This window comes from Rhodococcus sp. ARC_M12 (genome assembly GCF_022810385.1).
Lineage (GTDB): Bacteria > Actinomycetota > Actinomycetes > Mycobacteriales > Mycobacteriaceae > Rhodococcoides > Rhodococcoides navarretei.
In genome coordinates this window covers 564,271-583,916 of the sequence record NZ_JALGQI010000001.1, presented here as the reverse complement: position 1 = coordinate 583,916, position 19,646 = coordinate 564,271, and the positions used below count along the sequence as shown (strand labels likewise).

Sequence of the window (19,646 nt, the reverse complement as noted above, 5' to 3'; positions counted from 1 at the left end):
CGGGGGTACCGGAAAGGCCGACAGCGCAGGCGGATCGCGTGATTCGGGCCCGCTCGATCGGGTCCAATACGACACACGGTAGGACCGGTTCGGCAAGCGTCGGTCCGACGGTCTACGATTCGAGGAGCGCACGACTAGATGACGTCGCCCTGTGGTTCGGGGTCGGACGCGCGATCAGGAGGATCTGTGACTGCCCTAGCGCCTAGACCCGCTCCCGCGGTGGATGCTGCTCGGCCGTTCCCGCCGAGAACGGGACCGAAGGGGTCGTTCCTGCACAAAGCAGTGACGACGACCGATCCCAAGGTGTTGGGAATCATGTACATCGCGACATCGTTCGCGTTCTTCCTCGTCGGTGGACTCATGGCGCTGTTGATGCGCGCCGAGTTGGCCGTACCGGGAATGCAGTTCCTGTCGAACGAGCAGTACAACCAGCTGTTCACCATGCACGGCACCATCATGCTGCTGCTGTACGCGACGCCGATCGTGTTCGGATTTGCGAACTACATCCTGCCGCTGCAGATCGGCGCACCCGACGTCGCATTCCCGCGACTGAACGCGTTCTCGTACTGGCTCTACCTGTTCGGTGCATTGATCACCACGGCCGGCTTCATCACTCCCGGCGGTGCTGCCGACTTCGGTTGGACCGCCTACACCCCGCTCACCTCGGCACTGCATTCGCCCGGTGTGGGAGCGGACCTGTGGATCATGGGCCTCGCCGTCGCCGGTCTCGGCACCATCCTCGGTGGCGTCAACATGATCACCACCGTGATCTGCCTGCGCGCCCCCGGTATGACGATGTTCCGGATGCCGATCTTCACCTGGAACATCCTGGTGACGTCCATCCTGATCCTGCTCGCGTTCCCGCTGTTGACCGCAGCGCTGCTGGGTCTGGCGGCCGACCGCCACCTGGGTGCGCACCTGTTCGATCCGGCGACCGGTGGAGTGCTGCTGTGGCAGCACCTGTTCTGGTTCTTCGGTCACCCCGAGGTGTACATCATCGCGCTTCCGTTCTTCGGCATCGTCTCCGAGGTGTTCCCGGTCTTCTCCCGCAAGCCGATCTTCGGCTACTCGGGTCTCATCTACGCGACGATTGCGATCGCCGCGCTCTCGATCGCGGTGTGGGCGCACCACATGTACGCCACGGGCGCCGTGTTGCTGCCGTTCTTCTCCTTCATGACGTTCCTGATCGCGGTGCCGACGGGTGTGAAGATCTTCAACTGGGTCGGCACGATGTGGCGAGGCCAGGTGACACTGGAAACGCCGATGCTGTTCTCGATCGGGTTCTTGATCACCTTCGTCTTCGGCGGACTGACCGGTGTTCTGCTGGCATCGCCGCCCATCGACTTCCAGGTCACCGACACCTACTTTGTCGTCGCCCACTTCCACTACGTCGTGTTCGGCACCGTGGTGTTCGCGACATACGCGGGCATCTACTTCTGGTTCCCGAAGATGACGGGCCGGATGATGGACGAGGCTCTGGGCAAGTGGCACTTCTGGCTGACGTTCTTCGGATTCCACGCCACCTTCCTGGTGCAGCACTGGCTCGGAAACGAGGGTATGCCGCGTCGCTACGCCGACTACCTTCCCTCGGACGGGTTCACCGAGTTGAACATCATCTCCACGATCGGTGCCTTCATTCTCGGGGCCTCGACCCTGCCGTTCGTGTGGAACGTGTTCAAGTCCTACCGCTACGGCGAGGTCGTCACCGTCGACGATCCGTGGGGCTACGGCAACTCGCTGGAGTGGGCAACCTCGTGCCCGCCGCCGCGACACAACTTCACCGAACTGCCTCGGATCCGTTCCGAGCGTCCGGCGTTCGAGTTGCACTACCCGCACATGGTCGAACGGATGCGCGCGGAAGCGCATGTCGGGCCGGGAGCGCACGGCGGTAAGACCACCGCAGTCCTCGAACAGGCCCGCCGGGCTCCGATCGCCACCAGCGATCACGAAGGGTCCGGAGACCCGGACCCCAAGTAGTCCACAGCACAGCGAGAGCCCCTCCCGGCTACCGGGTGGGGCTCTTCGCTTGCGACAATCTCGTGGCGTGTTCGGGCTCGCTCGTCCACGACAGGTGACACGAAGACCTATCCGGCCGCTGGCCGTGCGCGAAAGGGAGATTCGGTGACTTCGAGCGACACCACAGTGCTGGTGACGGTGACTGGACCCGACAAGCCGGGCGTCACATCGGTGCTGTTCGCCGCACTGTCTCGGCACGACGTGAGCCTGGTCGACGTGGAGCAGGTGGTCATTCGCGGCAGATTGACCCTCGGTGTTCTGCTGACCTGTCCGCGCGATCCCGAAGCCTTGCAGGAGGAGCTGGAGGACGCCATGGCGACGGTCGGTGTCCACGTGGACGTCGAAATCGGCGCTGCGCAGAACGGTGGCCGCAGCCTGGCGACCCACGTCGTCGTCGTTCTCGGTCGACCGGTGACCGCGCGAGCGTTCAGCACCATCTCACGCGAGCTGGCCCGCCAGGCTGCGAACATCGACTCCATACGAGGAATTGCCGACTACCCGGTGACGGGCCTCGAATTGCAAGTGACCGCAACCGACAGCTCACCGGATGCCGATCTGCAGCTCCGTGCGGGACTGGCAGCCATCGCAGCAGGAATCGGTGTGGACATCGCCGTGGAGAGGGCCGGCATCGCGCGTCGATCGAAACGGCTCATCGTGTTCGATGTCGACTCGACGCTGGTTCAGGGTGAGGTCATCGAAATGTTGGCTGCCCGCGCCGGGCGCGAGGACGAGGTACGTGCGGTCACCGAAGCTGCCATGCGCGGTGAGATCGACTTCGCCGAGTCGCTCGAGCAGCGGGTCGCCGTGTTGGCCGGACTCGACGAATCCGTCATCGACGAAGTGGGCGAGAGCCTGGAGCTGACCGCGGGAGCTCGGACGACCGTCCGCACCCTCCGCCGCCTCGGATTCGCCTGCGGAGTCGTATCCGGCGGGTTTCGGCAGGTCATCGAAGGACTCGCTCACGAACTCGAACTCGACTACGTCAAGGCGAACACCCTGGAGATCGTCGACGGCAAGCTCACCGGCCGGGTCATCGGCGAAGTGGTCGACCGAGCCGCCAAAGCGACCGCTCTGCGTGAGTTCGCAGCACTGTCGGGAGTGCCGATGGAGCAGACCGTGGCCGTCGGCGACGGAGCGAACGACATCGACATGCTCACTGCTGCGGGCCTCGGGGTTGCCTTCAACGCCAAGCCTGCGTTGCGCGAAATTGCCGACACCGCCATCTCGCATCCCTATCTGGACGCGGTTCTGTTCATCCTCGGCGTCACCCGGAACGAGATCGAAGCTGCGGACGCAGTCGACGGGGGAGTCCGCCGCGTCCCGATCCCATGACCGGCGATCCCATGACCGGCGATTCACCGCACGAGGTGACGGCCGAGCAATTCTCTGCGGACAACACGTTCCCCTCGCGCCACGCCGAGCTCGCTCGGGGGTACGGCGGGGCCGAAGATCCGGAAGATCCCTCACAGGTCCTGGCCATGCCGTTGGTCCTGCACATCCCCAAAGTCGATCCGCCGCTGCGGAGCGAGTTGCTCGAGGCAGCGGCCAGAGCAACCGTTGCGCTGTGCCTGGACCCACGAGTGGGCGTCGGCGCGTCATGGCACGAGGCCTTCACCGAGTGGACTTCGGCTCGCATCCGAAAAGTTGCCCGCCGCGCACGCGGTGCGCAGTGGCGTGCGGCGCAGGAAGTTCCGGGTGTCACGGTCGACGTCGGGGGAGCGTCGGCACGCGCCTTCGTGCCCGGTCGGGTCGGTGATCTCGATCCGCGGATCAAGCGGCTGCAAATCGGGGGGACGGACGTGTCGACCGAGGACGAACCTTCGGTCTCGCCCGGCCCCGTGCTGTGGATCGACGCCTCCCTGTCGATGACCGTGGGCAAGGCAGCGGCTCAGGTGGGGCACGCGTCGATGCTGCTGGCCGGTGCGATGAGCACGGAGGAATGCCGCGAGTGGGCGGCGTCGGGTTTCGCATGTTCGGTCCGAGCTGCGAGCCCGGAACAGTGGAGACGGGTACTGGACGACGTTCGGGCCGGACGTGCCGTGGCGGTGCGGGATGCGGGCTTCACCGAAGTGGCACCCGGCTCCACGACAGTGATCGCGGTCCCGTGATCGGAGATGGGCGGGGTCCACTGTCTCAGTATTGGCTATGCCGAAGGTATCCAGTAGGCCCGAGACTGGAAGGATGTTGACCTCACCACTGCGTGTCCTCGCCGGTCGTCGGCTTCCTGCTCGGTTGGCTGCCCTCTACGTGGGGCTCTGGCTGTACGGGGCGTCGATGTCCTTGATGATCGCCGGTGGGCTCGGCGTCAACCCGTGGGATGTCTTCCACCAAGGTCTCGAAAGCCACCTCTCGCTCAGCTTCGGGACCATCACCGCCATCACGGGGGTGGCGGTGCTGCTGATGTGGATCCCGCTGCGGCAGCGTCCGGGCCTGGGCACCGTGAGCAACGTGGTAGTGATTGCCGTCGCCGTGGACGCGACGTCGGCGATGTTGCCGCACCTCGACGGGCTCCCGATCAGAACGGTGGCGATGGTGTCGGGAATCGTGATCAACGCGTTCGCGACCGCGCTGTACATCGGTGCAGGCATGGGCCCGGGTCCGCGAGACGGGTTGATGACCGGCCTGGTGGCGAGGACCGGTTGGTCGATTCGGCTCACCCGCACCGGAATCGAGTCGACAGTGGTCCTCACCGGGTGGTTGCTCGGTGGAACGCTGGGTCTCGGGACGATTCTCTACGCGCTGGGAGTCGGTCCGCTCGTGCAGTTGTTCATGACTCACCTGCCCGCGCTACGCAGTACCAGGACCGTCGATCCGGTCACCGATATCGTCGAACCGGGCTCCAGCGCAGTGGTATTCGACGGGACTCCGTCCACGCACGAGGAATCGAGCACCGGTACGAATCGCGAGGACGACCAACTCGGGCACGCCAACGTGATCTCGGCCGGTCCGCCGGAATGCAGGACGAGAAGCGAACTGGCATCCTCGACCTGCCCGCCGTCGGACGCATAGGAGCGGACGTCGGAACCGTCGACCCAGGCCTGGATGGTGCGCACCGAATCGTCGTTCCATCGGTCGGTGTCGAATTCGACTCCGGCAGAATCGAACCAGACCAGATCGGGGCGACCGGTCGGCGTCGCTCGCCCGGTGAAGAACTCCTGCTGACGCAGTGTCGGAGCACTCGCTCGGACACGGAGCAGTCGGCCCACGAAGCGAATCATGTTCTGATCCGCGGTGTCCCAGTCGATTGCCCACGCGTCGGCCACCGGAGCATTCTCGGGAACGCAGTAGGCATTGTTGTTGCCGCCCTGGCTGTGTCCCAGTTCGTCGCCGGCGAGCAACATCGGCGTTCCGGTGGAGAGCGTGAGCGTGGCCAGTAGGGCGCGCACATGGCGTCCTCGGGCGTCCAGTATCGACGGGTCATCGGTCTGCCCCTCGATGCCGTGATTGACCGACGAGTTGTTGTCTGTTCCGTCTCTGTTCTCCTCGCCGTTGGCCTCGTTGTGCTTGCCCTCGTAGGACACGAGATCGCGGGCGGTGAAGCCGTCGTGCGCGGTGACGAAATTGATCGACGCCCACGGCAGTCGGCCGCTGCTCGCGAACAGATCCTCGGAACCGGCGAGCCGCGAGGCGAGTTCACGGACGCCATGGTGGCCGGCCCAGAAGTTTCGTACCGTGTCGCGGTAACGATCGTTCCATTCCGACCACGCCACTCCGAAGTTGCCGACCTGATAGCCGGCACCGGTGGCATCCCACGGCTCCGCGATCAGTTTCCGTTGCGTCAGCACCGGATCGGTGGCAATGGCGGTCAACAGCGGTGCGCGAGAATCGAATCGCCATCCGCCCGGCCGGCCGAGCGTGCTGGCGAGGTCGAACCGGAAGCCGTCCACACCCATGTCCTCGACCCAGTATCGGAGGCTGTCGCACACCATCCGCACGACCGCGGGCGACGCGGAGTCGAGAGTGTTGCCGCAGCCGGTCAGATCGACGTCCGAGCCACGTCCGTCGAGCAGGTAGTAACCGGGTGCGTCGAGTCCACGCCAGCTGATCGACGGGCCGTCGACTGCGGATTCGCACGTGTGGTTGTAGACGACGTCGAGAATCACTTCGATTCCCGCGGTGTGCAACGCGTCGACCATGGTGCGAAATTCGTCGACCTCCTCCCCGCGGACAGCGGCGAAACGCGGATCCGGAGCGAAGTACGCGCCCGTCGAGTAACCCCAGTGGTTGCGCATGCCTCGTGCGCGTACACCGGGTTCGGTGAATGTGGTGTGTACGGGCAGCAACTCGACCGAGGTGACGCCGATGCGAGCGAGATGTTCGAGCACCGCGGGTTGCGCGAGTCCCAGGTACGTACCGCGAAGATGGTCGGGTACGTCCGGATGACGAGCAGTGAACGACCCCACGTGCAGCTCGTAGAGAACGGTTCGGTCCCAGGGCACGGACGGGCGCGCCGGTCGACCGCCGCGGGCAAGCGGTGCGCACACCACGGCGAGGGGGAGGTGCCCGAGCGAATCCCGAGTGCTCGGCGCCCCGAACGGATCGTCCTCGTAGGCCAACAGAGCCGACGGGTCGCCGAATTCTCCGCTGATCCGACGGGCGGAGGGGTCGAGCAGAATTTTCGCACCGTTGAATCGACGCCCGGAATGCGGATCCCACCGGCCATGGGCGCGGAAGCCGTATCTGTCCCCGGGCTCGACTCCGGGAACGAATGCGTGCCGAACCCCGAAAGTGCGGGTGGTCAGCTCTACTCGCCGTTCGCCGCCGTCCGGATCGATCAGGCACACTTCGACGCCCTCGGCCTCGGGCGCGTGGACTGCAAATTGAGTGCCAGTCGACAACGCCGTGGCACCGAGGGGGAACGGTGGTCCCGGTGGATTGGAGCCCGATTCCTCGTCCACGGTCCGGTGGGCACTGGCGGGTAGATCGTGATTGAGCGACACGCGTGCACATCCTGCCGTGAATGCAGGGGCGATGTGCGGGAAGATAGGCGTCGTGTCTGAACCGGATCCCGACCTGCTCGTAGATTTCACCGACGTCGTCGTTCGCCGCGGCGGCGTGACCTTGGTGGGGCCCGTCACCTGGAAGGTGGAACTGGACGAACGCTGGGTCGTCCTCGGCCCGAACGGTGCCGGAAAGACGTCGTTGCTGCGCATCGCAGCGGCCGAGATCCATCCGACGTCGGGTATCGCCCATGTTCTCGGTGAGGTGATGGGCAAAGCGGACGTCGCCGAACTTCGGCCGCGGATCGGGTTGTCGTCGTCCTCGTTGGCCCATCGCATTCCGGCCGACGAACTCGTGTCCGATCTGGTCGTTTCCGCCGGATACTCCGTGCTGGGGCGGTGGCGCGAGAAGTACGACGCCGTCGACACCGAACGCGCTGTGGAGATGCTCGAGAGTCTCGGTGCCGAGCATCTCGCATCTCGCACGTACGGCACCCTCTCGGAAGGCGAACGCAAAAGGGTTCTCATTGCGCGTGCGTTGATGACCGACCCCGAACTTCTGCTGCTCGACGAGCCTGCTGCGGGCCTCGACCTCGGCGGTCGTGAGGAATTGGTGGCTCGGCTGGCCGACATCGCCGCCGACCCGGATTCCCCCGCCACCGTGCTGATCACCCATCACGTGGAAGAGATCCCGCCGGGGTTCAGTCACGCGTTGCTGCTCAAGGAAGGCGGAGTGGTGGCACAGGGCCTGGTGGACGACGTCGTCACCGCCGAGAATCTGACCGAGGCGTTCAGTCAGTCGATCGCACTCGATCGCGTCGACGGTCGGTTCTTCGCCCGCCGCACTCGCGCTGCCGGCGCGCACCGTCGCTAGCGACGTACCGCCGGGTCCCGCCGCGCTGCGCAGCGGTACCTTGCCGATATGAGCTCGAAGAGTGCTGCCGATCTCGTCCCAGCGCGTGATGCCTCGACGGTCATCTTGATTCGGGACGGGCGTTCACGTCCCGAGATCGAAGTGTTTCTTCTCGAACGAGTCGGCGGAATGGCGTTCGCGGGTGGCATGACCGTGTTCCCCGGTGGCGGCGTCGACCTCTCCGACGCGGCAGCGGACGTCCGCTGGGCAGGTCCGCCGCCGTCGTGGTGGGCCGAACGCTTCGGAACCGACGAGGGCAAGGCGCAGGCCCTGGTGTGTGCTGCGGCGCGCGAGACGTTCGAGGAGTGCGGCGTCCTGTTGGCCGGCTCGACGCCGGATTCCGTGGTTGCCGACACTTCTCCGTTCGCTGCGGAGCGGGGCCGTCTCGAGCGTCGTGAGCTGTCGTTCGCCGAATTTCTCACCGCACACGACCTCGTCCTGCGATCGGATCTGCTGCGGCCGTGGTCGCACTGGATCACTCCGGTCGGCGAAGCGCGACGGTACGACACCCGGTTCTTCGTCGCCGTGCTGCCCGAGGGACAGAATGCGGACGGTGAGACCAGCGAGGCGGCGTCGGTCAGCTGGCGCTCGACCGGCGAGGCACTGGCGGATTGGCGCTCGGGACACACGATCCTGCTGCCGCCGACCTGGAGCCAGTTGGATGCCCTGTCTCGGTTCGACACCGTCGCGGAGGTCGTCGCGGACGAACGCGAGATAACCCCGGTCCTTCCTGTATTGACCCGCGAGGACGGCACCGTACGAGTGTTCTTCGACGGCGACGAGGCCTATTACGCCGGAACGCGACATCCCTGGTCCGATCGCAGGCACGACGCCCGGTAGCCTTTCGGCCCATGGCTGAGTTCGTGAATCTCGAAGTATCCGACGGCATCGGCACCATCCGCCTCGATCGCCCACCGATGAATGCGTTGAATCGGCAGGTGCAGGAGGAAATCCGCGCAGCGGCCCGCGAGGCAACGGTGAATGCCGAAGTCAAGGCAGTCATCGTCTACGGCGGCGAGAAAGTCTTCGCCGCCGGTGCCGATATCAAGGAGATGGTGGCCATGTCCGCGTCGGAGATGGCCGAGATCGCCGGAGATCTGCAGTCCGCCCTCGGCTCGCTCAGCACCATTCCCAAGCCCGTGGTTGCGGCCGTGACCGGATACGCACTCGGGGGTGGGCTGGAGGTCGCCCTGGGTGCGGACCGTCGGATCGCCGGCGACAACGCGAAGTTCGGCGTTCCCGAGGTGCTGCTCGGTGTCATCCCCGGCGGCGGCGGAACGCAGCGGCTGGCTCGGTTGGTCGGCCCGAGCCGTGCGAAGGACATGGTCTTCACCGGCCGCTTCGTCGGTGCCGAGGAAGCGCTGCGCATCGGATTGGTGGACGAGGTGGTGGCGCCGGACGAGGTCTACAACGCCGCCCGCGCCTGGGCGATGCAGTTCACCGCGGGCGCGTCGCGGGCACTCGCCGCGGCGAAAGCGTCGATCGATCAGGGACTCGACGTCGACCTCACCACTGGACTCCGCATCGAGGCTCAGCAGTTCGCGGCCCTGTTCGCCACCGAGGATCGCACCATCGGGATGACGTCCTTCGTGGCCGACGGCCCGGGCAAGGCGACCTTCTCCGGACGGTGATTCGGCAGCCGTCCACAGAGAAAAGTTGTTCCACAGCTACTGGATAGTAGGCTCGCCTGATGACTGCAAGCCCCCACGACGGTGTCAATCGATCTCTCTCGAATGTGACGCCCTTGGTCTCGGCCGACGCCGGTGACCGCCAGGTCGATCCAGCCCCGAACCCCCACGCCACTGCCGAGCAGGTCGAGGCTGCACGGTCGGACACCAAACTGGCGCAGGTTCTGTACCACGACTGGGAAGCCGAGACCTACGACGACAAGTGGTCGATCTCCTACGACGAGCGATGCATCGACTATGCCCGTGGCAGGTTCGATCAGGCGGTGTCCGGTGACGCGTCGGCGCAGTCCGCGCTGCCGTACGGCCGCGCCTTGGAGTTGGGCTGCGGAACCGGTTTCTTCCTGCTCAATCTGATGCAGGCGGGTATCGCCGACAAGGGCTCCGTCACCGACCTGTCCCCGGGAATGGTGAAGGTTGCGCTGCGCAATGCCGAGCACCTCGGTCTCGATGTGGACGGGCGCGTGGCCGACGCAGAAACCATCCCGTACGAGGACAACACCTTCGATCTGGTCGTCGGGCACGCTGTGCTCCACCACATCCCGGACGTCGAGCAGTCGCTGCGCGAGGTGCTGCGCGTACTCAAGCCCGGCGGGCGCTTCGTCTTCGCGGGCGAACCGACCACAGTCGGCAACTTCTACGCTCGCTGGCTCGGTCGCATCACCTGGGAAACGACCACTCGCGTGACCAAGCTGCCGTTCCTGGCGAGCTGGCGCAAGCCGCAGGAAGAGCTCGACGAGTCCTCGCGAGCCGCTGCGCTCGAGGCCGTCGTCGACCTGCACACGTTCGATCCCTCCGATCTCGAGAACATCGCGTTGTCGGCCGGTGCCGAGCACGTGCAGGCGAACACCGAGGAGTTCGCCGCCGCGCTGCTCGGGTGGCCGGTGCGCACGTTCGAGGCCGCAGTTCCCGCGGGCAAATTGGGCTGGAACTGGGCGAAGTTCGCCTTCGGCGGCTGGAAGACGCTCAGTTGGGTCGACGAGAACGTGTTGCAGCACGTCGTACCGCGCGGGCTGTTCTACAACGTGATGATCACCGGCACCAAGCCCGCTCCTCGCGCTTGATCGGCTCGGACCGCCGCAGACTCTGCGCTCGAGTCCGCTAGTGGGCTACGAATTCACCGGCACCGACCTCGACTTCCTCCGAAGTAAGGCCGGTGCCGGTGCTCTTGCTGCGGTCGACGATCTCGAGCTCGGCGCTCGAACGTCGGTGCGAGACACGGCCTGGGTGCGCACTCGCTTCCCCGACCATGCGAGTGCACTGATCGAAACCGTGACGGTCCGCCGCAAGGCCCGAGTGAAGTTGCTCGACTCCGATCACTGGCTGGTGACCGACGAGGCCGTCCAGCAGGCGACTCCGACGATGGTCGCACGCAGACGCGCGACTCGGCTGGCCGGCCGTCGGGTGCACGACGTCACGTGTTCGATCGGTAGCGAATTGGCCGCACTGGTCAGCACGGCCGATGTGGCAGTAGGCAGCGATCTCGACCCGATTCGGCTGCGCATGGCCGCACACAACGTCCCGGGTGCCACCGTGCTGCGGGCCGACGCGCTGACGCCCATCACTCGGGGAACCGTCGTCGTTGCCGATCCCGGACGCCGAGCGGGCGGCCGTCGACGCCACGATCCGGCAGCACTACAACCTCCGTTACCGGACCTGTTCGACGCCTATCGCGGCCGAGATCTGGTCGTCAAATGTGCGCCCGGCCTGGATTTCGACGCCGTCGATTGGACCGGCGAGATCGAGGTGGTCTCGCTCGACGGGGGAGTGCGTGAGGCCTGTCTCTGGTCGGAAGGTCTGAGCGAGAACGGTGTTCGGCGTCGCGCGTCCGTTCTCCGGTCCGACGGCAGTGTTCTGGAATTGACCGATGCCGAGTCCGACGACATCCCGGTTCGGCCGCCGGGGCGCTACATCGTCGACCCCGACGGCGCAGTGGTCCGGGCCGGTCTGGTTCGGCACTACGGTGCCAGATTCGGTCTGTGGCAACTCGATCCGAGGATCGCATATCTGACCGGCGACACGATCCCCACCGGGGTGCGCGGCTTTCCCATTCTGGAGCAGGCGAAGTTCTCGGAAAAAGTGCTTCGGCAACAACTGAATCGGTTGGACTGCGGCTCGGTGGAAATTCTGGTCCGCGGAGTCGACGTCGATCCCGCGATACTGCGTCCCAAGCTCAAACTTCGCGGTTCCGTGGCACTCTCGGTGGTGATCGCCCGAATCGATCGGTCCGCGGTGGCGTTCGTCTGCGCTCCCGGTGCCGTCGGTCAGCCGGTGTAGGTGAAGATCTCGCCGAGATAGCTCGCCGTGACGACCTGGCCGTCCGGTCCGATGGACGTGCCGACAGTGGTGCCGACGACGTCGGGAACGGGCTGCACGTCCACCGTCTCACCGGTGGCTGCATCGAACGTGAACAGTGCAAGTCCGTCGTCCTCACGAACGACGGTGTGCCCACGTCCGTCGGCGGATTGCGCTGCGCTGCCTGCCTGTTCGACGTCGTCGCGCACCCAGACTCGCTCGACCGAATCACCGTTGTCGCGCAAACCGACGAGAGTGCCGTCGCCGCCCGACGGCACGATCGTGCCGTCCGAGGCGATCGAGGGACTGGCACCGATGCCGAGCCCGGTGCCCTCGGTCCACTTCTGTCGACCGTCGGCCGAGTCGAACGCGGTCAGCCTCCCGTCGACATCGGCCAGGTAGACCGTCGATCCGTCCTCGGACAGCACCGGACTCGACGCGACCCCGGCGGGCAGCAGGTCCGAGGACCAACGCTCGGTGAGTCCGGGGGAACCGTCGCGGTCGTACTGCAGGGAAACGAGCTGTGGCGCAATCGAACCCGGACGCCACAGCGTCAGGTAGATCGTTCCGGTCGCGCTGTCGACCGCCGGCGCAGCGGGCACGGGGCATTCGGATTCACCCGAGGTGCACTGCGCGAGTCCGGTATCGACCGGGAGAAAATCGGTGTTCGGGTCGGTCAGGAAGTTCGGCGTCGGAACCAGATCGAGTATCGGCACCCGAAGCTGCCCGTTCTGCGAATCCAGCACGCTGACCTGGCCCGTCTGGGTGATCGAGAGCACGCTGCCGTCGCCGAGGAACTGGGCGGACTTGGGCACTCCGTACACCGGTGTGCGCCACCGCAGTTGTCCGTGGTCGTTGTACGAGTTCATGCCGCCGTCGTCGCCGATGTAGACGTTGATCGCCGAATCGACGGTAGGAGTGGCGGTGACGACGGACGGCCCGACGCGATTGCACCAGCGCTTGCGCGCAGACTCGATCTCGAAGGAGAAGAGGTTGCAGCCGGATTCGGTGGCAGCGGTGACGAACATCTGACCGGTGGATCCGATGGAGACCGGCGAGGTCACGGGGCCGCCGGTGGGGCGCGTCCAGTCCAGTGACAGAGGAGTTGCGACCGACACTGCGGTAGCAGCGCTGTTGTGGGAATTCGCCTGCGCCGCAGGCCACGAATCGGGGGACAGCGGTTCGATGGCCGACGTGTCGGTGCCGCAGCCGCTCACCAGTGCCAACGCTGCCGCTACTGCAGTGACCCTTCTGCCGGTCCTGCCCTTGGCCCTGACGCCGCGCATCGATCGCTCCCCATGCTTCGAGTCCGTGCCCGACATGGTGCCGGGCCGTGCTGTTGTTCGACTCGCCGACGAACAACAGTCGACAGGCAACCCTAGCCCGCGCGAGGGTGGCGGCAGAGAGGGGGCGAACGAGAAACTAGGGTGAACGTCCATGACGAGTATGTGGAACGCGCCGCTGCGAACACGCTGGCGCGGGTCGAGGCGACGCGACACCGAACAGGCGCGGTTCCTCACGCGCGCGTCCCTCGACTGGGTGCTCGCCAACAAGGCGTACACGCCCTGGTACCTCGTTCGGTACTACCGCCTCGCGAAGTTCAAGCTCGCCAACCCGCACGTGATCCTCAAGGGCATGGTGTTTCTCGGCAAGAACGTCGAGATTCATTCCACACCCGAGCTCTCTCGGCTCGAGATCGGCCGGTGGGTTCACATCGGCGACGGCAATGCCATTCGCTGCCACGAGGGTTCGCTGCGGATCGGCGACAAGGTGGTGTTCGGCAAGGACAACGTCGTCAACACCTACCTCGACATCGAGATCGGCGCGTCGACGCTGGTGGCCGACTGGTGCTACATCTGCGATTTCGATCATCGGATGGACGATGTGGACATGCCCATCAAGGATCAGGGAATCGTCAAGGGGCCGGTGCGAATCGGACCGGACACGTGGATCGCGGCCAAGGTGACGATTCTGCGCGAAACCAGGATCGGGCGTGGCTGCGTGCTCGGTGCCCATGCCGTGGTCAAGGGCGAGATCCCCGATTACAGCATCGCCGTCGGCGCGCCGGCCAAGGTCGTCCGCAATCGCAAGGTCGCCTGGGAGGCCGGTGCCGCCGAACGCGCGAAGTACATTGCCGCGCTGGAAGATATCGCTCGCAAGAAGGCTCTAGGACAGGCCGAGGCGGCGCGGGAGAACTGACCCTGGCTCAGGTACGGCCGGGGAGAGCGCGTTCGACTATGTGCGGGCGGCCCAGCGGATGTCGAACTTTGCGCTTGGCTTCCAGATAGACCTGGGCCGTCGATTCGGCGACGTGCTTCCAGTCGAAATCAACGGTGAGGCGTTCGCGGGCGGCCACGGCCCGTTCCTGCGCGGCGTCGGCGTTGTCGAGAACTGTGCGAACGGCCGCGGCCAGCCCGCCGACGTCGGCAGGTGCGAAGGACAGGCCCGTCACACCGTCGACGATCGCCTCACCGAGACCACCCGCGGTCGACGCGACCAACGGGGTGCCCGCCGCCGCGGCCTCGAGAGCGATGATGCCGAAGGGCTCGTACCGACTGGGTAGGACGATGGCGTCGGCCCCGTGCAGCCATCCGAGCAGTTCGGCGTGATCCAGATTGCCGAGGAAAGACACCGCTCGGGCGACGCGGTGGGTGCGCGCCAACCCTGCCAACCAGGCGAACTGCGTTCCCTCGCCGGCGATGTGCAGGGTGGTTCCCGGGTGGCTTCGTCGAATGCGCGGGAGGGCCGCGATGGCGTCCTGGATGCCCTTCTCGTACTCGAGCCGGCCGACGTAGAGCAACTTGGCCGGCTCCGATCGAGGCTCTCGTCGCCGAAAGTGCCAGGTGGATCGGTCGATTCCGTTGCGAATCACCTTCACCGCCGACTCGGGTACTCCGAACAGGGTGGTGACCTCGTCCTTCATCGACGACGAGCACGTGATGACCGCGTCGGAATCGTTGGCGAGCCACCACTCGATGGAATGCACCTGACGGTTCACGGGGCCGGAGATCCAGCCGCTGTGTCTTCCGGCCTCGGTGGCGTGGATGGTCGAGACCAGCGGCACGTCGTAGAACTCGGCCAGAGCGATCGCGGGGTGCGCGACCAGCCAGTCGTGAGCGTGGACGACGTCGGGCTGCCAGCCCTCGCCCAGTCCCGGTTTGCCCAGCGCGACGCCGGCGCGCACCATCGCATGGCCCATCGCGAGAGTCCACGCGAGCATGTCCTCTCCGAAGACGAAGTGCGCCGGATCCTCGGCGACGGCGACCACCAGTACACCGTCTTCGATGTGGTGTGACGTCGGATGGGTGGCGGCGTCGGTTCCGGTGGGTCGGCGCGAGAGTACGACGACTTCGTGGCCGCAGCGGACCAACTCGGTCGCCAGGTGATGAACGTGCCGACCCAGGCCGCCGACCACCACGGGTGGGTACTCCCACGACACCATCAGAATCCTCATCGAGGCCCCCCTGCACTTATTCGCTCGTGGGCACCGGGCAGCCGGCGCGCGTCCAATGCAGGGAACAATCCGTCCGCGCGGTTCCACTGCTGCGCCAAGTCGTTCGCCCGGGCAGGCGATTCGCTCGCGGCGGCGGCGGCGATCTCGCGCAGCGCGTGCGCGTGGACGTGCGCCCGCTCCCGTGCATAACCTGCGGCGGAATCCTTGCTGACCATGAACGCCCAGTCGCTGGCTACGGCCATCAGTGTCTCACGCAGTATCTGATCGTTGATCCGATTGCGCGGTTCGGGTCCACCGGTGCGACGCTGTTCCTCCCTGGCGCTGTCGATGGCGTCGAGAGCGGTCCGGGAGACCTCGGAGTTCAGCGCCACCAGGTCGGCGACGTCGTCGCCCGCCCACACCCGCCAGTCCTTGCCTGATCCCCACGAGGAATCCTGCAGTTCGAGCGGTGCACCGACGTACCCATGCTCGCGCGCGTCGTTCAGCGTGCCGACGGTGATTCCGGCGGCCGGGAGTGCGCGCATGAGCTTCTCCAGCCATTGCGGGCCCTCGTGCCACCAGTGTCCGAACAGCTCGGTGTCGAATGCGGCCACGACCAGAGCGTCGCGGCCGATTCGCTCGGATTCGGAGATCAGGCGCCTGCGCACCACATCGACGAAGTCGGCGACGTGGCGGTCCACCGTCGCCGCGGCACGCTCGGGGTCGTAGGGTGCCTTGTCGTGCGAGGCGACCGTGCGGCCGGTGACGCGCGCAGGCTTGAGGCCGGTGTCGTGATCGTAGGTGTGGAAGTCCCGATAGGCGCCGTGGCCGGGATAGCCCGACTTCGGTGACCAGACGCGGTAGCTGACCGGCAGGTCGCGTCCGAACGCGACCACGTCGGAGTTCCACACCGGCCTGCCCAGAGAGGTGTCACCGCGCATCGCGGGGCCGTCGACCATGAAGTGCGAGACCCCGGCCGCGGCGTACTCGGTCTCCATGCCGGGGGTGAAACCGCACTCGGGCGCCCAGATGCCTCGGGGCGTGGCACCCCACCGGGCGCGGGCATCGAGCAGGCCCTCCCGGAGTGAGAATGCACGGAGTCGAGGATCGAGCAGCGGCTGGAACGGGTGTGCCAGCGGTCCGCCCAGCAGTTCCACGGTCCCGGCGTCGATCAGAGGCCGCAGTACGGCGGACCCACCGTGCCGCCACCGGGTCTCGAACCGATCGAGGGCGGCGGCGGAACCTCGGTGCTCGCGAATCGACAGATCTCGGTCGGTCGCCTCGTGGGCCCGTAGCTGCCAGTTGCCGAGCCAGTGGTGCATCCCGGACAGGCAGTGCGGATCGTCGAGCTGGGCGGCCAGCACCGGGGTGATCCCCAGCGACAACACGTTGGTGTGGCCATCGTCGGCCAGTCGCTCCAGAGCCGCGGTGAGCGGCAGGTAGCAGTCCGCCCATGATTGATACAGCCATTCCTCGCCGACGGGCCAGCGCCCGTGATTGGCCAGCCACGGCAGGTGGGAGTGCAGCACGAGGGAGAACATGCCCGGCACGGTGGCACCGGATGTCACCCGATCACCGCGCTCGAGCTCTTGGTGGCGACGGCGACCAGGTCGAGGCTGGCGTCGATGTTTTCGGCGGTGATGTCGAAGTCGTCGATCGAGATCGCCGCGACGTCCGCGGTGAGCTCCTCGGGCCAGGGTTCGCCGGCCAGGGCTCGTTCGATCTGGGCGTCGATGAACGAACCGCCGTGCTTGGCGTCGAGGGCGGCCAGCGTGCGGCCGTGCCGAACCCCGGTGAGTTCGTCGACCTCGAGCCGAGCGTCCACGAGGAGCTCGGTCAGTTCGCCCGCATCGAGCTCGCGGGTGTGGAAGGGGTTGAGCGGAGTGTCGCGGCCGGGGGAGAACGTGATGCGGTTGGGCGTGCTGATCAACAGAGTTCCTCCGGGCTTGAGGACACGGTGCACCTCGGCGAGAAACGCGCCCTGGTCCCAGAGATGCTCGATCACCTGGAAGTTGACGACGACGTCGACCGAGGAATCGGCGACGGGAAGGCGGTCGAGGTTGCCGCGCAGCATCGTCACCCTCGGGTAGCGCACGCGCACGTGTTCGGCCGCCGACGCGTCGTAGTCGAGACCGAGGACATGCGTCGCGACATCGGCAATCATGTTGGCTCCGTAGCCTTCTCCGGATCCGGCTTCGAGGACGGTGCGGTCTCGGCAGCGTTCGACCAGAGCGCGGTAGACCACCTCGTGTCGGCGGAACCAGTAGTTCTCCTCGGCGATGCCGGGCACCGTGCGCTCCCCGGTGAGGGGGAGTGGTTCCGGTGCCGGTGCCTGAGCCGATGAATCGTTCACCGACGGAAGGTTAGTGGAGGCGCGGGTGAGGTAAGCCAACGTGGTCTCCATAACAGTCGGGGCGCGGATGTATGGTCGGACAGGCAGGGAGGCAAGTTACCCACGAGTAACTACGGTGAGGTAACCTCGTCCCAGACCGTAGAACTGCAGTAACCGTTAGAACACTCACGATCAGCAGAACATGACCAGGAGGTCGACGCAGACCCATGACGAACATCGTTGTTTTGATCAAGCAGGTTCCAGACACGTGGTCCGAGCGCAAGCTCACCGACGGTGACTACACCCTCGATCGCGAGGCTGCCGACGCCGTCCTCGACGAGATCAACGAGCGGGCCGTCGAAGAAGCACTGCTCATCAAGGAAGCTCAGGGCGGTGAGGTGAAGGTCCTGTCCGCAGGTCCCGATCGCGCCACCGACGCCATCCGCAAGGCTCTGTCGATGGGTGCGGACAGCGCCGTGCACCTCAACGACCCCACTCTGCACGGCTCCGACGCGATCCAGACCGGATACGCCCTGGCCGCAGCGCTGGGCAATGTCGCGTTCGAGAACGACGAGCCGGCCGATCTCATCATCGCAGGCAACGAGGCCACCGACGGTCGTACCGGTGCCGTTCCCGCGATCATCGCCGAGTACCTCCAGATCCCGGCCCTGACGCAGCTGCGCAAGCTCACCGTCGCCGACGGCAAGGTCAGCGGCGAGCGGGAGACCGACGAAGGCATCTTCGGCCTCGAGGCCACATTGCCCGCCATCGTGAGCGTCACCGAGAAGATCAACGAGCCGCGCTTCCCGTCGTTCAAGGGCATCATGGCCGCGAAGAAGAAGACGGTGCAGACCATCACACTCGCCGACATCGGTGTCGAGGACGGCATCGTCGGTGTCGACAACGCAGGCACGACAGTCACCTCGTCCACCCCGAAGCCTCCCAAGACTGCAGGCGAGCGGCTCACCGACGAGGGCGACGGCGGCGACAAGATCGCCACCTACCTCGTCGGCCAGAAGATCATCTGATCCCGCCCCACCGAGCAATCGAAGACAAACGAGGAGCAAGTCATGGCAGAAGTACTCGTGCTCGTGGAGCACGTCGAGGGAACACTGAAGAAGGTCAGCACCGAGCTGATCACCGCTGCTCGCGCGCTGGGTGAGCCGTCCGCGGTCGTCACCGGCCCGGTCGGCACCACCGACAAGGTCGCCGACGCGCTGACCGAAGCCGGTGCCGAGAAGATCTACGCCGCCGAATCCGATGCAGTCGACGGATTCCTCGTCACCCCGAAGGTCGACGTGCTGTCGGCCCTCGCGGAGTCGGTCTCGCCGGCAGCGATCATCACCGCGGCCACGATCGAGGGCAAGGAAGTTGCGGGCCGACTCGCAGCACGCCTGGGCTCGGGCTACCACAACGACGTCGTCGCGATCAACGGCGACGGCAGTGCCGTCTACTCCATCTTCGGTGGCGCGTTCACCGTCGAGGCCAAGGCCAACGGCGACGTCCCGGTCATCTCGCTGCGCCCCGGTGCGGTCGAGGCCGAGCCGAAGGCCGGTGCGGGCACCCGCGAAACCGTCGAGGTCCCCGCGCAGGAAGAGGGGGCCGTCAAGGTCACCTCGCGTGATCCGATCGTCGGCGGCGACCGTCCGGAGCTCACCGAGGCATCGGTCGTCGTCTCCGGCGGACGTGGTGTCGGCAGCGCCGACAAGTTCACCGTCGTCGAGGACCTCGCCGACTCGCTGGGTGCCGCAGTGGGTGCCTCGCGCGCTGCCGTGGACTCCGGCTACTACCCGGGCCAGTTCCAGGTGGGCCAGACGGGCAAGACCGTCTCACCACAGCTGTACGTGGCACTGGGTATCTCCGGAGCCATCCAGCACCGTGCAGGCATGCAGACCTCGAAGACGATCGTCGCGGTCAACAAGGACGAGGAAGCGCCCATCTTCGAGATCGCCGATTACGGCATCGTCGGTGACCTCTTCAACGTCGCACCGCAGCTGACCGATGCAGTGAAGAAGCACAAGGGATAGCCACA

At 66.1% G+C, this 19,646-nt stretch carries 16 protein-coding genes; 11 read left to right on the top strand and 5 right to left on the bottom strand.

From position 1 onward, the window contains the following. Positions 1 to 186: 186 nt before the first annotated feature. The 3 genes from ctaD to MTX35_RS02700 all read left to right on the top strand — a co-directional run bounded on the left by ctaD (position 187) and on the right by MTX35_RS02700 (position 4,124). Entirely contained in the window at positions 187 to 1,977 is a 1,791-nt protein-coding gene (gene ctaD, locus MTX35_RS02710) for a cytochrome c oxidase subunit I (RefSeq protein ID WP_243593457.1), read from the top strand. A gap of 144 nt (positions 1,978 to 2,121) precedes the next feature. Next, complete coding sequence (gene serB, locus MTX35_RS02705) at positions 2,122 to 3,348, top strand: phosphoserine phosphatase SerB (RefSeq protein ID WP_243593456.1); 1,227 nt, start codon at positions 2,122 to 2,124, stop codon at positions 3,346 to 3,348. Positions 3,349 to 3,359: 11 nt separating this feature from the next. Next, positions 3,360 to 4,124 (top strand): peptidyl-tRNA hydrolase, encoded by a 765-nt coding sequence (locus MTX35_RS02700; RefSeq protein ID WP_374230229.1) that lies wholly within the window; start codon positions 3,360 to 3,362, stop codon positions 4,122 to 4,124. 666 nt (positions 4,125 to 4,790) lie between these two features. On the opposite strand, the gene glgX is transcribed toward MTX35_RS02700, so the two are convergent. Next, complete coding sequence (gene glgX / locus MTX35_RS02690) at positions 4,791 to 6,914, bottom strand: glycogen debranching protein GlgX (protein WP_243593633.1); 2,124 nt, start codon at positions 6,912 to 6,914, stop codon at positions 4,791 to 4,793. A gap of 73 nt (positions 6,915 to 6,987) precedes the next feature. Between glgX and MTX35_RS02685 the strand changes: the two genes are divergently transcribed. From MTX35_RS02685 to MTX35_RS02665, 5 genes are read left to right on the top strand one after another with little or no spacing between them, the layout of a single operon-like run. After that, the gene (locus MTX35_RS02685; protein ID WP_243593454.1) at positions 6,988 to 7,830 is read left to right on the top strand and encodes an ABC transporter ATP-binding protein; all 843 of its coding nucleotides are present in this window, start codon (positions 6,988 to 6,990) and stop codon (positions 7,828 to 7,830) included. A 48-nt stretch (positions 7,831 to 7,878) separates the two neighbouring features. Beyond that, positions 7,879 to 8,709: an NUDIX hydrolase gene (locus tag MTX35_RS02680; RefSeq protein WP_243593453.1), complete on the top strand. Its 831-nt coding sequence runs from the start codon at positions 7,879 to 7,881 to the stop codon at positions 8,707 to 8,709. Between the two features lie 11 nt (positions 8,710 to 8,720). Next, positions 8,721 to 9,500, top strand: a complete 780-nt coding sequence (locus tag MTX35_RS02675) for an enoyl-CoA hydratase/isomerase family protein (protein ID WP_243593452.1) — start codon at positions 8,721 to 8,723, stop codon at positions 9,498 to 9,500. A gap of 59 nt (positions 9,501 to 9,559) precedes the next feature. Next, positions 9,560 to 10,618 carry a class I SAM-dependent methyltransferase gene (locus MTX35_RS02670; RefSeq protein ID WP_243593451.1) on the top strand — a complete coding sequence of 353 codons (1,059 nt, stop codon included), beginning with the start codon at positions 9,560 to 9,562 and terminating at the stop codon, positions 10,616 to 10,618. Between the two features lie 40 nt (positions 10,619 to 10,658). After that, a complete protein-coding gene (locus MTX35_RS02665) occupies positions 10,659 to 11,831 on the top strand; it encodes a class I SAM-dependent methyltransferase (protein ID WP_243593450.1) in 1,173 nt (390 codons plus the stop codon). Here the strand turns inward: MTX35_RS02665 and MTX35_RS02660 are convergent. Then, positions 11,819 to 13,135, bottom strand: a complete 1,317-nt coding sequence (locus MTX35_RS02660; protein WP_243593449.1) for a PQQ-binding-like beta-propeller repeat protein — start codon at positions 13,133 to 13,135, stop codon at positions 11,819 to 11,821. The two genes, MTX35_RS02665 and MTX35_RS02660, sit on opposite strands and share 13 nt — an antisense overlap. 151 nt (positions 13,136 to 13,286) lie before the next feature. Here MTX35_RS02660 and MTX35_RS02655 point away from each other — a divergent pair, with 151 nt between their 5' ends. Then, positions 13,287 to 14,048: an acyltransferase gene (locus MTX35_RS02655; RefSeq protein WP_243593448.1), complete on the top strand. Its 762-nt coding sequence runs from the start codon at positions 13,287 to 13,289 to the stop codon at positions 14,046 to 14,048. Between the two features lie 7 nt (positions 14,049 to 14,055). Here MTX35_RS02655 and MTX35_RS02650 read toward each other — a convergent pair whose 3' ends face one another. Genes MTX35_RS02650 through MTX35_RS02640 form a run of 3 tightly spaced genes read right to left on the bottom strand, consistent with a single transcriptional unit; the run spans position 14,056 to position 17,686 of the window. Next, on the bottom strand, positions 14,056 to 15,303 hold the full coding sequence (locus tag MTX35_RS02650) for a glycosyltransferase family 4 protein (RefSeq protein WP_243593447.1): 1,248 nt from the start codon (positions 15,301 to 15,303) through the stop codon (positions 14,056 to 14,058). Then, entirely contained in the window at positions 15,300 to 16,823 is a 1,524-nt protein-coding gene (locus MTX35_RS02645) for a glycoside hydrolase family 57 protein (RefSeq protein WP_243593632.1), read from the bottom strand. Before MTX35_RS02645 ends, MTX35_RS02650 begins: the two co-directional genes overlap by 4 nt. Positions 16,824 to 16,846: 23 nt before the next feature. Next, complete coding sequence (locus MTX35_RS02640) at positions 16,847 to 17,686, bottom strand: methyltransferase domain-containing protein (RefSeq protein ID WP_243593446.1); 840 nt, start codon at positions 17,684 to 17,686, stop codon at positions 16,847 to 16,849. 155 nt (positions 17,687 to 17,841) lie between these two features. Between MTX35_RS02640 and MTX35_RS02635 the strand changes: the two genes are divergently transcribed. Together MTX35_RS02635 and MTX35_RS02630 are read left to right on the top strand one after the other, a co-directional pair. Continuing rightward, positions 17,842 to 18,642, top strand: a complete 801-nt coding sequence (locus MTX35_RS02635) for an electron transfer flavoprotein subunit beta/FixA family protein (RefSeq protein WP_243593445.1) — start codon at positions 17,842 to 17,844, stop codon at positions 18,640 to 18,642. Between the two features lie 42 nt (positions 18,643 to 18,684). Beyond that, positions 18,685 to 19,641, top strand: a complete 957-nt coding sequence (locus MTX35_RS02630; protein ID WP_243593444.1) for an electron transfer flavoprotein subunit alpha/FixB family protein — start codon at positions 18,685 to 18,687, stop codon at positions 19,639 to 19,641. Positions 19,642 to 19,646 lie beyond the last annotated feature (5 nt).